We start from the raw sequence: 15,269 nt of genomic DNA on the forward strand, positions 1-15,269 counted from the left end.
CCTTTTATGACTGTGAATTAACATCATGGGCGTGCTTAGCGGCACGGCAGCAGCAAGCTGGTGGCTTGCTCGTTGATATCCGACGGCATGGCGATGCGGCACTGATTTTTACCATTCCAGACCACGTTCAGCGTCTCGTCAGGATTGACCCCGGCCAGCCAGGCTTGCCCGTTATCCAGCACCATCGCCACGCTGACACCGTCTGCGTTATAAACCTCGGCACCAAATGGCGGTACGCTATTGTCAGCCAGGCGCAGCGTGGCCATGATTTTCAATCCCCTTGCCATGCCAAAAGCCTGATAGCCGATGGCCCCTTCGGTCAGCGTCGCGGTGGTAATGGCTTTGGCGGGTTCGATGTCGCCATCCATCGCGTCAACGTCAACGCGGGTATCAAAACTGCTGTAGCTCACGATGTCCGGCACCACGGCAATACCAAAACTGTTGGTTCTTGAACGTTTGTCATTAAGCGGCACACCGCCGATCCCGTTGGTGTCGACCATCACCCGCGCCGTGTTCATGGTGGCTCCGCCGTTGTGCAGCGCCGCGCCATGACGTGTGGCGGTAAAGCCGCCGCGCACTGATGTGCCTAGCGCCACAAAGCGATTTTGCTGGTAGCTGGCATTGGTGTTGATATCTGCCATCTGCGCACGACGCTGGTAGTAGCCGTCAACGCTGGCGTTGCCGTCCTGGCTGGCGCCGCTGCGGATACGCCACAGATTGTTAGCGTCGCTGTTATCGGTGTAGGACGCCATCGGGCTGCTCTTGCCGTTATAGCTCTGTACATCCACACCGGCCCACCGGCTGTCACCTATCGGGATCGAGAGCGAGAGGGCGAGAGAATCATCCGTGCGTCCACGATAGTCGGAGCGGTATGCCGAAAGATTAGCGCTGATGCCTTTAGTATCCCCCACGCGGAAGCTGCGGCTGACAGACATGCCGTAGCGCTCCCTGCGTTTGTTTTCCCAGTAATTTTGATGGGTGTAAGACAAAAACAGGGTGGTAGCCTGGTCCGCGCTATCCGGCCAAAAGGTTTTATTGGCGGTGATGGTGTACAGCTCTTTTTCACGGCCAAAAAACGGTGAGTCCTGATAGTCGCGGTAGCGATCGTCGAGGTATTGCGCCATCGTTCGGTAATTTTTTTGCGAAAAGCGGTAGCCTGCGAAGGTGATCGCACTGTGGTATTCGTCAAAGGTTTTCGCATAGCTCAGCTTCCAGGAGGTGCCGGTAAGACGCTCGCCATCACGCTGTTTACTCAGGGATTGGGTGGCATCGACAGAAAGGGCCCCCAGCACGCTCAGGTCGCGCCCAACGCCCACTGTGGAGGCGGAAAATTCCTCACCAGACGTTTGCAGCCCGCCGTATAACGACCAGGCATTACTGACCCCCCAGGAAAAATCCCCGGAAATGAACGAAGGCCCCTGCAGCTTATGGCTGTAAGTCGACGGCGTGCCGCCGGCAAGGTTGTAGCGTACGTATCCCGGGCGCGTCAGATAGGGAATGTCGGCGGTATTAATCTGGAAGGTAGACACCGAGCCGTCCTGCTCTTCGACGCGGACGTCCAGCGTGCCGCGCACCGAGCTGCGCAAGTCCTGAATATTGAACGGTCCCGCAGGCACGGTGGTTTGGTAGATAATACGACCGCTCTGGCTGACCGTTACGGTGGCGTTCCCGCGCGCAATCCCCTGAATTTCAGGCGCGTAGCCTTGCAGGGCGGGGGGGAGCATGCGTTCGTCACTGACGAGGTTTGCCCCGGTAAAACGCACCGTGCTAAAAACCTGCGAATTGAGCGAGATTTCACCCAGCGTCAGTTTGGCCGCCATCATCGGCAGGGGACGATAGGCGTAAATCTGATTCCAGTCGAAAGCAAACTGGTGATTGTCACTGTAATAGCTGGTTTGGTACTCACCGCGCAGACGCCACGCGCCAAGATTAGCGCCGGCCTGGCCGTAGCCTGATACCGTGCTGTAATTATGGCTGTCGTCGAATTGTCGGGTCATTTGTCCGTTGAGACTGTAATCAAAAATCAGGCCGGCGATGCCGTTATCCCAGCGCTCGGGTGGCGTCCAGTCAGGATCGTCGTATTTCATCCATGCCTGGGGCACGGTAATGTCCAGCGAACCGGCATAGTTACTTAATTGCACACCCGGCAACGTTTGCAGCGAGTAGCAATTCTCATAGGGCTGGGCGACCTTCAGCCGCGCTTCTTCTTTCAGCGCCAGCTTATTCAGCAGGCTGCTGCTGATGCAGGGCTGGGCACTTTTTCCCTTTGCGGTTTCGATATAGCGAATTTTTTCCTGATCCAGCGACTTGCCGTTAACGCGAATATCAAGCAGGTAGCTGCCAGGCGAGATGTAGTTATCCGTTGAGAAACGAGATAAATCGATATGGGTACGATCGGCGGTATCTAACACGTCGGTATTGAATTCAACGCTATCGTCAGCATATATTGCCGTGGCGTAGCAGACGCTGATTGCCTGCAAAATGGCCGCGGTTGATTTAACTCTGAAAGTTCCCAACATGATTTCAATCCTGGAAAAAATGTTTAAATGCTCTGCGTTTCATAACGAACTTTTCAGTACGGATAGCGTAAGCCTACCCCCCGAAAACAGATGCCTTCCGTAATATCATCGGGGTGTTTTTTTATTGGCTAGCGCTCTCAATGATAAGTGTTTTAATGCTCTGAGTTTAATTTTTCTGCTCTTTGCTGGGGTTCTTTTTTGTGGTGATATTTTATTTTTCTGTTTAAGGCCCGACCGAGTATGATTTTTTCCTGCTTCAGCTCGCGCAGAAAAAAGAGCAATGAGACGCTCATCGCTACTTATTGCGTTGCCGATCTCCATTCTGACTCTCCCTGGCATTGCCATCGAATGTGAAAATGTGCGGGGGGATCCCCCCGCACTGTATCTTTATTGCGTATTACTGGTAGGCGATTTCGAAATTAATGGTCGACTCGAAAGAACCTGCTGTAACCGGGCTGTAAGCAACATTATTCTCAGCATCTGTGGTTTTTTCAGAACGCAGGAAAGCAACAAATGGAATGGTCGTCGTGCCGTTAACCAGCTTCACGGATGCAGTAGGCTGGCCCCACTTAACTTCCTGGTTAGCGCTGTCCAGCATGCCGATACCCGCGCCAGAGGCGGTACCAGAAGTAAATGCTGCCAGTGAATCATCAACGGCATTTGGGCTGGTTGGGTTATAGGTAACAACAGCACTTTGCGCTACGGTGGTGTCGCAGTACTGCAGTTCAATGTTTTTCTGAACGCTGGCTGCACGCTGGCCATTTGCCAGTGCTGATACAGGAACCTGGTAGAAATTAACGTTCACTGGACTGGAGTTTGCAGAAAGACCACAGGCGGTATTGACCAGTTCACCTTCGAATTTGATCTGCCCTGTGGTGGTATCAGCGGCAAAAGCAGCCCCAGAGCTCAGAGCAGCAGTGAAAGCAGCAGCCATAACTACTTTAGTCATTTTCATAATTCATCCTGTTTATATTAAAATCCTGAGAAATAAAGAGTCACAACCTCACGATCAATCTATAATTCGATCCTTGTCAGGTGCTATCCGTATTGTTCGCTTAAGTGATGTTTCGCCCATCCCTTGTAAATCAGTAATGAGTGAAAGTGCTTAACCGAACTGGAAAGGATGCTATCAAAATAAAGAAAATCCTAAAAGAGTTGCGCACTAGCTCAGTGATATACGCCATCAAAATTTAAGATCGGGGTCTTTTTCTAAGGTATATCTCGCGAAGAGGTTAGAATAATCCTAACCCGTGGCTTATAAGATTGTATAAAGATGAATTGAGGTGTTATTTCCTATTTTTTTTAAGATATTTCCTGGTTGTAGGGACTCTTATGGGGATTACCCATCTCCAGCAATGGAATTAGAGCGATGCAAAAGTCGGGTAATAAGAGCGCCCGCAGGCTGACTTGAGAAATAGTTTAGCGACGGATTACGATGGGCTTTATCCCTATAAAGGTTAGGGCTAAATAGTGGCATTACCCGGTACGGGTTATTTGCCTGGCACGGCAGAGAGAGGCGGGGAGGGGACAGCCTCACCGCCTGAGAGAGAGGTTACGAGATAAACTGTTTACCCTGCTTGAGAACCAGATCGCAGGCTTTGGTTTTCACCTTTTTGCCGATGGCGGTATCGCCCAGCGACTTCAGGTCAACCTGCTGATTGTTGCTGGTATTCAGCAGGCCCATCAGCCCCTGTTTGTAATCGGTGGTTTCCTGCTGCTTTTGGGTATCCGCCAGGCCCAGCTTGCCGAGCAGCTTATCCTTCACCGAGGAGACATTGTTATCAACGATGTTGTTCTGCACGCAGTACTGCAGCACGCCCGCCGCATTGGTCATGGTGCCGGAGCTGAGCGACTGGCTGCCGCCGTTCAGCAGCCCGGTGAGCGCGCCCAGCGAGGTGCCGCTCTGGGTGGTGGTAGTAGAAGAGGCGGAGTTGCTGTTGGCGTTCTGCCCCAGCGCGCTGGCGGCCGAGTTAAGCTGATCCTGCCAGCTGGCAGCCCCCGCCGCAGCGGTGAACAGGGCGGTGGAGACGGACAGTGCCAGAACAAACTGAGAAGCTGCTTTCATGAGGTGACCTATACAATGTGATGTGGCGCGCAGCCCTCCGTGGCGCTGCAACGATAGCTTCCCTTTCGGACCCTGTTATGCGCGTTGAGTTCCTTTAGGAATGTTCCGTAACTCATGCCGCCACCTCCACCGACGCCCTATTTTTGTAGGGGCCGACCGTTTTTAGGGTCGGCCCGTTATACCCCCATCACCCACCGTTTTCCGTTTTTGGTCAGCCATTTTCACACCTGTCACCCCCCGTTTTCGCTGCTGCCGACCGTTTTTATGGTCGGCCATTCTCACACCTGTCACCCCCCGTTTTCGTAGGGGCCGGGCATGCCCGGACCGTTATTCTCTGCCCCCAGCGCGTGTTTTTTCAGCACTCACACCCAGCGCGTGCGGAATGGGGTTGCGTATACAGGGGGTAACGGTATAATCCACAACGTTTTCCGCATACCCTTCAGTGCCGAAGTGGCGAAATCGGTAGACGCAGTTGATTCAAAATCAACCATCGAGAGATGTGCCGGTTCGATTCCGGCCTTCGGCACCATAAATCAGGTATGAACATTTAAGCCACCGCGAGGTGGTTTTTTTGTGCCTGAGATTCAGCTTTCCTCAATCACATCACCAGGCTGATGACGTTCGGATAAAACCAGTAAAGCGCGACCATCATCCCGATGTTCAGCACAACAGTAATAAAGAAGTAACGCTTAAACGGCTGCTTCTGCGTTTTATGGCGAAACAGCTGCTGACCAAGCACCGCACCGGGCCATCCTCCCACCAGTCCCAGCACCAGCAATGTTGACTCCGGCACTCTGCGCCAGCTTTTGCTCGCCGCCATTTTATCCCCCCCGTAGATGAGAAACGTCAGCACGCTGGCGAGCAGCAACCACATCACCAGCGGGTGCGGCAGCAGCGCACTGGCGACCGCCGCTAAGGCCAGAAGCAGGTAACAGAAGATATTGAGGTTCATGGGATTTTTGCGGTGGCCGTTGTTGAGAAAGAGGGGCGATTGTAGCTGATTTTGCGCAGGATTCGCGAGAAAGTAAGAGAAGGAGTAGCTGCGATATCCAGGACATGAGATCGCTTTTAAACTCCAGAATGCTGATAATTTGAACGCTATGATTTTAGGTTCATTGAGGGGGCGCAACTGCCATGCCCTCACTAAAAGGGAGGAACGATAAAGCATGGAAGATGATATTGAACAGCGGGTTATCGCACTGGCAAGGCGCCACAACGGTGTTTATTTATTTAACAACGAAAAGAAGCAACGGCTGCTCACACCCACAACTGATTTAGACACGGATATGCGCTTAGACGTTGGTGAAGCCGAAGATTTAATGGACGAGTTCTTTAGAGAATTCAAGGTTCAACGGGGGAGTTTCAGGATTGAAACTTACTACCCTGATGAGCCTTTTTCGTGGAATCCTTTCAAGAAATTTCCAGTCACTCCTGTACCCGACTTCACTCTTGGGATGCTGATTGAATCGGCTAAGGCAGGGAAGTGGCTGTACGACTAATCAATGGCACCGGGTTGATACGGTTGCCCTCCAACCGTATCAACCCGACAATGCCTGCACCGCGCACCACAAATCTCACCGCTAATGCGCCGTGCCAAACAGCTCCGCGAACTTCACTGCCAGCCAGCCGACGGGAGTGGTTGCTCCCCCGACCATATTGGTCACTTCAGACATCCCCTCCGGGATCGGGATATTGGCGTTTCGCGCCGCCTGCGTGTACTCCGGGGAAATGTCGCTGCCGACGTACAAAATGCAGGTGACGATCAGCGTGCCGGTAATAAACATGCGGAACATATTGCGTTTACAGAAGGGCGTGACCATCGCCAGCAGGAACATCAGTGACGCCAGGTCAACGAACGGCAGCACGCGGTTGCCCGGCAGAATGACGGACAGCATCACCGTCACAGGGATAAGCAGCAGCCCGGTTGCCAGCACCGAAGGTTCGCCAATCAGTAACGCCGTATCCATACCGATGTAGAAATCCCGACCGGGGAATTTCGCCTTCAGCTTTGCTTCCGCCGCATCGCGCACGATCATTAATCCCTGCACCAGGATCTCGATCATTTTTGGCAGCAGCAGCATGGCCGCCGCGACCTTAATCGCCAGCGCAACCGCCGCCGACGCACCATATCCGGCCAGCAGCGCCAGCAGTAATCCCAGCACAAAGCCTAACGTCAGCGGCTCACCAAAAACGCCAAACTTTTTATTAATGGTTTCCGGGTCAAAGTTTATTTTTCTGATAAGCGGGGTTTTATCAATAAGGTAATTACAGACCATGGCAAAGGGCACGTAGCATATACAGGTAAGATGGGGGAAGGAGATCCCCTTGAGGTGATAATTTTTCTGCAGGTAGGGCGCGGTGAAATCTGCCGCCAGCAGCGTCAGGATAAATATGCCGAAGGTAATCCCGACAGCAAGCCAGTAATTACCGGTTCCGGCATACACCACTGAACCCACAAGCAGGAATATCCAGTAGTTGAAGATATCGATATTCACCGTTTTGGTGATTTTCAGCAGCAGCATCGCCAGGTTGATGATAATAAAACCGACCACCACCGGCAGCATCAGCGGCGAGCCCCAGCCGATGGTTGAGGCCGTGGGCCAGCCGGTATCGACCACCGTCAGGTGCAGGCCAATGCGTTCAACCATCGCCTGCGAGGCGGGGCCGAGATGGGTCAGCAGCAGGCCAATCACCAGCCCGACCCCTTCAAACCCGATTCCAACCAGCATCCCGGCTTTAAATGCCGTGCCGAGGGTGACCCCAAAGCAAAGCGCAATAATAAAGAATATTACGGGCATCATGGCGGATGCCCCCAGACTGATAATGCTGTTGATAATATCCATAATCATTCCTTCAGCGTGCGGAAGATATGGGCACGGAATATTCCGCGCCCTGTTGGTTATGTGGATTGAATACAGCGTGCGGGTTATTTTTTATTAAGCCAGGCCAGCAGAGCCTCAGAAAATAGTTTGGGCGAGTGGCTGAAGGCATCCATAGTGCTACCGGCAATATGTGGCGTAATCGTCACGTTATTCAGCGTGTAAAAAGGGCTGTTATCCGGCAGCGGTTCGTCATCAAAGGTATCCAGCGCGGCACCCATAATTTTCCCGGCTTGTAAGGCCGCAATTAAGTCGCCCTCATTGATTAACCCGGAGCGGGCGGTATTGACGATAATCGCGCTGCTTTTCATCAGGGAGAAATGATGCGCGTTAATCATCTGCGCGGTTTCCGGCGTCAGCCGGGCATGCAGCGAGATAACATCGGCGCGTTTGACCAGCTCATTCAGCGAATCGACTTTTTCATAGCGATCGTGTCCGCTAACGTACTTATCGTAAAAGATAATCTCCGTATCAAACGCACTAAGGTAACCGGCGACCCGCCGGGCGATATTGCCCAGCCCGACAAGGCCGACCACCTTACCGCCAATCTCCGGGATCGCCCGATGGTTAGGGCTCTCACCGCGCCAGATTTTAGCGCGCAGCGCAGCGTGCGAACGGGCAATATTGCGCATCTCCGCGAGGATCATGCCCACGGTGAACTCCGCCACGCTGCGCGCATTGCGCCCCGGCGTATTCATCACTTCGATCCCGCGCGCCTGCGCAGCGTCCTGATTGACGTTTTCCACGCCGCCGCGCAGCACGCCGATAATCTTCAGCTGTGGCAGCTGGTTGAGGACGGCGGTATTCACCGGGGCGAACTGAACGATCAGGATGTCGGCGTCCTCCGCTGCCAGCAGCAGCTCTGCGGGTAACGCCACGGCTTCGGCACCCTGCTGCTCAACCCGCAGATTATCCTGCTGTAATTTCTCGACGGAGGGATGCGTCCATTCGCGCACTTCAACCTCGATGCCTTCATCCCTGAGCGCCTTAAGGCCGGATTCCATCATCGCTTTATTGATAAAAAGATCGGCAATCGCCAGACATTTCATAACTGTTCTCCATGGGTTAACGCATCAACATCCCGCCAGTGACATCGACCGTGGCTCCGGTCATATAGCGGGTTTTAGGGGAGACCATAAACACGCCGATATCGGCGATCTCTTCCGGTTGGGCCACCCGGCCCAGCGGAATGCGCTTCAGGTAATAGTCAGGATCCCGTTCGAGCTGGTGACGAACCATCGCGGTATCCATCATCCCGACGGCGAGGTTATTGACGTTGATTTTCTGCCTGGCGACCTCGCGCGCCAGCGAAATGGTGAACGCCACCAGTCCCGCTTTACTGGCCGCGTAGTGCGCATGCCCGGTGGTAGAGCCGTGAAAGGCCGCCTGGGAGGTAATGTTCAGAATGCTGCCCGCCTGGTCCCGCTGCAGGCAGTGATTAACAAACAGCTGGCTGAGGTGAAATACCGCTTTCAGATTGATGTTCATCACCCGGTCCCAGTCCTGCTGGGATAATTCAGTGACGTAGCCGCTCAGCCATATCGCCGCGTTGTTGATCAGGATGTCCGCGCTACCCAGCCTTGCAACGCAGGTTGCGAACAGCGCCTCCCGGCTTTGCTCATCCGCCAGATCGGTTTTCACCGCGATAATGTTAACGCCGGTGGCATTTTTCACGCTGGCAACCAGCTGCTGCGCGCTCTCTTCATGCGTTAAATAGCTGAAGCAGATGTTGACCCCTTCATTTGCCAGCGACAGTACCAGCTCTTTTCCCAGCCCGCTGGCACCCCCGGTGATGATGGCGCTACGGTTTTTTAAGTTCAGATCCATGCTTGCCTCATTAATCGGTGATGAAGTGGCTGCAGCGCCGCCAAGGGGACTGCATCTCTGACAGCAGATTTTTGTACAGCTGATATTTGTCCTGATAGACCTGCTGATTGTCCGGGTTGGGCAGCACGGTGCGCGAGACGTGGACCATCGCCTGAGAGGCGCTAAAGACGTCGTCAAACCAGCCGATCATCACTGCTGCCGTCATCGCCGTGCCCAGCGTGCCGTGCTCTTTGACATCGACGATTTCCAGCCGCGCCTGGAAGATATCGGCGAACAGCTGCAGCCAGGCAGGGGAGTTAGTTACCCCGCCCGCGATGCGAATCGTGCGGCTTAACTGCGGGTTGATGTGGCGTAAACGCTCGGTGTGATAGAGGTGGCTGAAGGCCACGCCCTCGTAGATCGCCCGCAGGAAATGGGCTTTTTTATGGAAGCTGCTGACGCCGATAAAGCCGGCGGAGGCATCCGGGATGGTGTTGGAGCCAAACACAAAGGGAAAGAACAGCAGGTGGCTTTCTTGCGGCGTGGTGGAGGAGACCAGCGCGCTGCACAGGTCGTAAACGGATGAACCCTCCGAGGCCGCTTTATCCCGCTCGCCCTCCATAAAGTTATTGATGAACCACTCCAGATTACTGGCCGAGGTGGGGCTGGCCTCGGTGATCAGCCATTTACCGTCGATCGGATAGATGGAGGTCATAAACAGATCTTTGTCGATCACCGGTCGATCGGTGACGTACTCGTTGATGCTCCAGGTGCCGGTGACGATCGCCAGCTTATCCACGCTGTTGATGCCGCAGGCGATAGCAGAGGCAGAGATATCAAACACGCCCCCGGCAACCGGCGTTCCCGCCTGCAGCCCCGTCTGGCGGGCGATCTCCGCGCTGAGGGTGCCGCAGCAGTCGGTGGAGAGCTTAATCGGCGGTAACCTGTCGCGCAGCTCAGTAAGGCCCCACCACGCCAGCAGTTCGTCGTCGTAGCGGCGCTCGCGCACGTTAATCAGGCTGGTGCCGGAGATATCGGTCAGCTCCACGCAGGCTTCCCCGGTCAGCCAGAAGCGGACCAGGTCCTTCACCATAAAAATCGCGTGGGTTTTTTGCAGCGTTTCCGGCTCGTGGTCCTGCAGCCAGGCCAGCAGGGCGACGGGCTGCCCGGCCCAGACCGACTGCATGGTTTTGGGCAGAATATGGGAGATAAATTCCGGCGAGTTTTGCCATCTCTCCACATACTCTTTTGCCCGGCTGTCGGTGGAGATAATGCCGTTACGCAGCGGATGACCGCTTTTATCGACCAGATACAGCCCGTTGCCGTGGCCGGTTACGGCGATGCCTTTGATCTGGCAGGCGGCAATGCCGGACTGCTCAAGCGCTTGCCGGATAACGGCAAGATTGGCGGCCCAGAGTTCATCCATATCGCGTTCGGTGTGATGCTCTTGCGGGGTCAGCATGCGGGTGGACTGTGCGGCGCTGGCGATAACCTTACCGCGGCGATCGTAGATGGCGGCCTTAGTGAAGGTGCCGCCATTATCAATGCCCATGACGAATTCATCATTCATTAGCGTGGACTCCTGATTGGTTACCATAAGCCAGGTTCGCTGGTGGTGATCCCTTTAAATCCGGCATGGAATATTTTCTCGACAAGGGTTTTGCGCTTTACGAAGCCCCCGGCGATAAATACCACCTCACAGCCGTTTAAATTGCGGCTGATTAATTCCAGGCACTGGCAGGCATATTCGGCCGGTAAAATTTCAATCGCATCCAGCGGGTTGTGCTTAACGATATCGATGGAGTGGTCGAGCGAGCGCGAATCAATAAGCAACACGCGAAATATGGTCAGCAGCCCCTCTTTTTTGGCATAGCGCAGCGCGGAAAGATTGGATGAGATAACACCATCAACCCGGTAATAATTTTTTAGCAGGGCGATCCCTGCCTGGTCCGGTTTAAATCCGCCGAGCAGTTCAAGATGGACCAGCACTTTTTTACCGCCCTGATGACATTTGCCAATCAGCGACTGCAGGTTGCCGATATTGGCCTCCGACAACAGCAGATACTCCGACGGGCAGGCGAGCGCCTTGTCCAGGTGCTTATACTTTCTGACTGAGGGAATAATGGTGTTATTTAACTGCATAGTGATTTCCGATGTTAATGAGCCATGTAGAGGCTGTAAGCATCTTCCGCCGTGGCATTGTGATGGATGATGGCATTCAGACCTGCTACCACTTTTGCTGGCTGTGGGTCCTGCGTGATATTGCGGCCCACCGCCACCCCTTTTGCGCCAGCCTGCATGCAGTGCTGTACGAATTGAAAGTAGCCGTCGATACCGGTTTTAGGCCCGCCGAGCGCCAGCACCGGTACGCCCGCAGCCTCGACGATCAGCCGGTCTTCGTCAGTACCGCTAAAGCGGGTTTTGATCACGTCTGCGCCCAGCTCCACCGCGGCTCTGGCCGCCGCTGCAATGATCTTCGGGTTGTTCGAGTCGTCGCTGGTCACGGCATAGCCGTAAGGGAGGGATTCAACAATCAGCGGCATATTCCAGCGGTCGGCCGCCTGCGCCAGCTGCATCGCCATAAGGTGGGTTTTCTCCTCGTTGAAGGCGCCGGGGAAGGTCATGCACACCACGCCCTCCGCCGCGACTTTCAGCGCATCTTCAATGGAGAACACCGCAACGGTATCGGGCACGCTATTATCAAAAATACTCACCGTGCTATCGACGCGTAATACCACCGGAATATGGCTTAATGCCTCACCGAAGTTTTTCAGCATGCCGTAAGTGACCAGCGCACAGTCCAGACCCTGCGCGACCAAATCTGGCAGCTGGCTGAGTGTATTATCAATACCCGCTGTTTTAGTTGAAAAGTGATAACCGTCCAGCGCCAGCGTGACCGATTTGCCATCTTTTGCAAAAATTCTCGACAGACGACGTTGTTTAGACATTGATTTCCTCCTGAGTTGAAAAACAAAAAAGCCCTCAGAGAAACGAATCTCTGAGGGCTTACTCTTCACGTACCCTGATGATAATGGTTCGGGGGGCCAAACCATTACTCTTGAATTATTTATCCGGGAAAGAGGCGTTTATATTTACAATATAAATTCACTCTTCCGTGCGATTAACAACTAGCATGTGGCCGTTCGCCCTGTCCAGTCGGGATAGATAAAATGAGACGTTCATCACGACTTGGTAAGTGGCTAATTCACCGCAAGCCTGAATGCTTCCGCCATATATTCCTGCTCCCGCTGAGGGAGTTGTAAACCATTGGCAATGGTCCTCCACTGACTCACGATGTCAATAAAGTCCTGAATGATTTCATCAGCCTCTGCAAGGTTCAGACGGAAGTATCGGGTAATACTAACCTCATGCGGCTCAGTGCCCCTGCATCAAGCGAACGCAGCGTTAGTGGCCTTAAACCTGTCCGTTCCGGAAGTTGTTTGGCTGTCAGTTTACGGCTCAGGTGGCCCAGCTTTAACCTCTCACCAAAATCAGCCAGCAGCCGGGCTGTGACAGGAAGTAGATTTGCTGTTTTTTTTTGCCATGGTACTAATATTTTATCTTTTTATGGTTTTTGTGGGAATAATAATAGCACTCATCTTGTGGGAGGGTATGGTAGTTGAAAAGGAGATAATGGAGAGATAATATTATGGTCTTGTAGGATGGAAAGAAAATAATATTAGCACTTTATGAGGTCGGAGGTGTGGCAGACTATTCTATATGCTAGGCCAATCCAAACAAGATAGACTATGGCACTCTGCGGCTGCCTGTGCGCAGCACCATTTTATCCCCAACAACATTAACAGCGTCAGCCAGCTTGTAATTATGAACCCTGTAATGATCTTTTAAGGCTATTTAAAAAAATATACGGTTTTATGATTATTTAATTTTTAAATATATGCAGAAGTCTTTTAGTGGACTCATGGGGGAATGAGTTGTCTTTGATCTTCTTTTAAGCTGTGTATAGGGATTGAATGGTGAGTTTTTAAAAGCATTGAAATGTTTTTTTAACTTCTTATCTATGGTTGTGATTATTTAAATGCATAATTAATTACGCGTGGGTTTATTAATAAGCAAGTTGGATTTTTATTTTTTCAATTAAGGTATACTACAGGGTGTTTTAGGAGGGTAATAATTTTTTTTGATATTACAGGAGTTATATGAATTAATTCGATACTGTGAGTGCTTAAGTTACTGATGTTACAGGCGAGTTATTAATGGTTATACGGAGATTGTTTACAGGTAAACATCTCCGTAAGTTAATTTATTTTTCATTAAATGAAATAACAAGGAACTCTAATAATGGAAATGTTTGAGTTCTAATGGCTGCTAATTCTATATCAGTCATAATATGCTTGCAGTGCACGACATTGTTAAGTGTCTTAACGTGATTACGTAAACGACCTGTAGCATTCCTTAATTTATTTTTTTCATCTTTTGGAAAATATTCTGGGTGATCTAAAAGCCAATGAGAAGCCATTGCTAAACTAATACCCTGATTATCTTTCGTCTCTTGACTATGTGATTTTCTTTTGCCTTCTCCGACTGAATAAAAATGTTCTATGACTTCATCATACTTATTGCTGTTTTTAATAAAAACTAGCAGTGTTTCTTCAATCAAAGACCTATATAATAACGATGATGCATGTGGAAAAGATTTAATAACTATTTTTTTAGCTTCTATTATTAAGTTATTAAGAATCCAATCATTGTTTGGTTGATGGAAATTCTCGGGTAAAAGTGTATTCCACTGTTGCGTATGCTTCGTGGTTTTTCCTATTGGTTTTTTTTCGCCTTTTATTCCTGCGTTCGATTTATTCGCTTCGCTTGGAAGGGCTGATGATTTTGATGGTAATGGATTGTTAGGTAGCGATGTAGTGGATGTGTTAAGTTTGTTATCTTTCACAAACTTTATAAATCTTTTCTTGTCACTTCTGAACTTCAATGCCATTTCAGCTAGGCTGTTTTTTATCTCTAAAAAAACGAGAGAGTCTGTGGTTATTTTGGTTTTTGTTGAATCCCACGGTAATAAAGAAACATCTTGGCAGTTGAATCTTATCAATCCAATGAAACCATTATATTCATTGTGCCAGTTCCTGCTCCATCCATAGTCAGAACCGTCTCGTTTAGCAATTTCGATTACTCGATCATTACATATGACATACCAACCAAACTCAGAAATATTTGCCAGGTCGTTGACGCCGTAGCCACCCCCAACATTGTAATTTTTATGAAGCCCATACTCTATAAATACATTAACGCCCATGAAATCAATCGGTGTTGGACATAAAATTGATGGGATATGTGGGTGCGTAGTTATTACGGGGAATCTCTCCTTAATAAGGATGGGTTTAGAATTAATGGGTTTTATTTTTATTTGCAATCCTTTTTTTATGAAAATTCCATAGCGGTCTGAAAGTTCATTCTTGAGTTTTTTTAACCACTCTTCATTTTGAAATTCTTTTTTTACCAGCCCCTTCAATTTCGAAACTATGAATAAAGTTTTTCTTTTTCCTCTAGAGCGTGTTTTATTCGCTTCTAAATCTCTAGAATCACCAAAATCAAAGTTGTTGAACTGCATTTTTATTGCATATGTACTGGTGTCTGTAAATAAAGAGTAATTCGTTCCAAATTTCAATAGGGCCCTTTTTAGACCAATCCCATACTTCCCGAGACCATAATCATGATTAGACTCTTTACCAACCATTAACATATCATTTTTTAAGGTGGTGTCAGGTATACCAAAACAGTTATCAATTATTTTAAAACTATCCTTGTCAAGTCTAATGTATATTTTGAACCCATTATAATTATCGGGAAGACCATACTCATCGAGAGAGATAGTTCCTTCATTATTTAAGTGTTCTTTGGCTGCATCTATTGCATTGTCAACTAAGTCAAATACGCTGGCTTGAGTACTAATATCGCGAGTTATGACATTTTCAAGAAAGCGAGAGTCAACACCTGTCCTTACTATTAATGTGCTCATTATGTGTCCTT

Annotated in this window: 12 protein-coding genes and 1 tRNA gene; 2 read left to right on the forward strand and 11 right to left on the reverse strand. The window is 50.7% G+C overall.

Annotated elements, in window-relative coordinates; genetic code table 11:
- Positions 1–35: 35 nt before the first annotated feature.
- The 3 genes from ID864_RS11060 to ID864_RS11070 form a co-directional block, all read right to left on the reverse strand.
- Positions 36–2,519 carry a fimbria/pilus outer membrane usher protein gene (locus tag ID864_RS11060; protein ID WP_133622657.1) on the reverse strand — a complete coding sequence of 828 codons (2,484 nt, stop codon included), beginning with the start codon at positions 2,517–2,519 and terminating at the stop codon, positions 36–38.
- A gap of 397 nt (positions 2,520–2,916) precedes the next feature.
- Entirely contained in the window at positions 2,917–3,474 is a 558-nt protein-coding gene (locus tag ID864_RS11065; protein ID WP_048917465.1) for a fimbrial protein, read from the reverse strand.
- Between the two features lie 597 nt (positions 3,475–4,071).
- A complete protein-coding gene (locus ID864_RS11070) occupies positions 4,072–4,584 on the reverse strand; it encodes a DUF2501 domain-containing protein (RefSeq protein WP_099754642.1) in 513 nt (170 codons plus the stop codon).
- A gap of 444 nt (positions 4,585–5,028) precedes the next feature.
- On the opposite strand from ID864_RS11070, the gene ID864_RS11075 reads away from it, so the two are divergent.
- Positions 5,029–5,113, forward strand: a tRNA-Leu gene (locus tag ID864_RS11075).
- Between the two features lie 69 nt (positions 5,114–5,182).
- Here ID864_RS11075 and ID864_RS11080 read toward each other — a convergent pair.
- Complete coding sequence (locus ID864_RS11080) at positions 5,183–5,536, reverse strand: DUF1294 domain-containing protein (RefSeq protein WP_048917467.1); 354 nt, start codon at positions 5,534–5,536, stop codon at positions 5,183–5,185.
- A gap of 214 nt (positions 5,537–5,750) precedes the next feature.
- Here ID864_RS11080 and ID864_RS11085 point away from each other — a divergent pair, with 214 nt between their 5' ends.
- On the forward strand, positions 5,751–6,083 hold the full coding sequence (locus tag ID864_RS11085) for a DUF1493 family protein (RefSeq protein WP_048917468.1): 333 nt from the start codon (positions 5,751–5,753) through the stop codon (positions 6,081–6,083).
- An 81-nt stretch (positions 6,084–6,164) separates the two neighbouring features.
- Here the strand turns inward: ID864_RS11085 and ID864_RS11090 are convergent, their stop codons facing one another.
- The 7 genes from ID864_RS11090 to ID864_RS11120 all read right to left on the reverse strand — a co-directional run bounded on the left by ID864_RS11090 (position 6,165) and on the right by ID864_RS11120 (position 15,258).
- The gene (locus tag ID864_RS11090; protein ID WP_048917469.1) at positions 6,165–7,427 is read right to left on the reverse strand and encodes a PTS galactitol transporter subunit IIC; all 1,263 of its coding nucleotides are present in this window, start codon (positions 7,425–7,427) and stop codon (positions 6,165–6,167) included.
- An 83-nt stretch (positions 7,428–7,510) separates the two neighbouring features.
- Positions 7,511–8,512 (reverse strand): 2-hydroxyacid dehydrogenase, encoded by a 1,002-nt coding sequence (locus ID864_RS11095; RefSeq protein ID WP_191149830.1) that lies wholly within the window; start codon positions 8,510–8,512, stop codon positions 7,511–7,513.
- Positions 8,513–8,528: 16 nt separating this feature from the next.
- On the reverse strand, positions 8,529–9,290 hold the full coding sequence (locus ID864_RS11100; RefSeq protein ID WP_191149831.1) for an SDR family NAD(P)-dependent oxidoreductase: 762 nt from the start codon (positions 9,288–9,290) through the stop codon (positions 8,529–8,531).
- 10 nt (positions 9,291–9,300) lie between these two features.
- Positions 9,301–10,839, reverse strand: a complete 1,539-nt coding sequence (locus ID864_RS11105) for an FGGY-family carbohydrate kinase (RefSeq protein ID WP_191149832.1) — start codon at positions 10,837–10,839, stop codon at positions 9,301–9,303.
- A 20-nt stretch (positions 10,840–10,859) separates the two neighbouring features.
- Positions 10,860–11,411: a glycerol-3-phosphate responsive antiterminator gene (locus ID864_RS11110; protein ID WP_048917473.1), complete on the reverse strand. Its 552-nt coding sequence runs from the start codon at positions 11,409–11,411 to the stop codon at positions 10,860–10,862.
- Between the two features lie 14 nt (positions 11,412–11,425).
- On the reverse strand, positions 11,426–12,217 hold the full coding sequence (locus ID864_RS11115) for a class I fructose-bisphosphate aldolase (protein ID WP_191149833.1): 792 nt from the start codon (positions 12,215–12,217) through the stop codon (positions 11,426–11,428).
- Positions 12,218–13,533: 1,316 nt separating this feature from the next.
- Complete coding sequence (locus ID864_RS11120; protein ID WP_191149834.1) at positions 13,534–15,258, reverse strand: ATP-binding protein; 1,725 nt, start codon at positions 15,256–15,258, stop codon at positions 13,534–13,536.
- Positions 15,259–15,269 lie beyond the last annotated feature (11 nt).

It is taken from the genome of Erwinia aphidicola (genome assembly GCF_014773485.1).
Classification (GTDB): Bacteria; Pseudomonadota; Gammaproteobacteria; order Enterobacterales; family Enterobacteriaceae; genus Erwinia; species Erwinia aphidicola.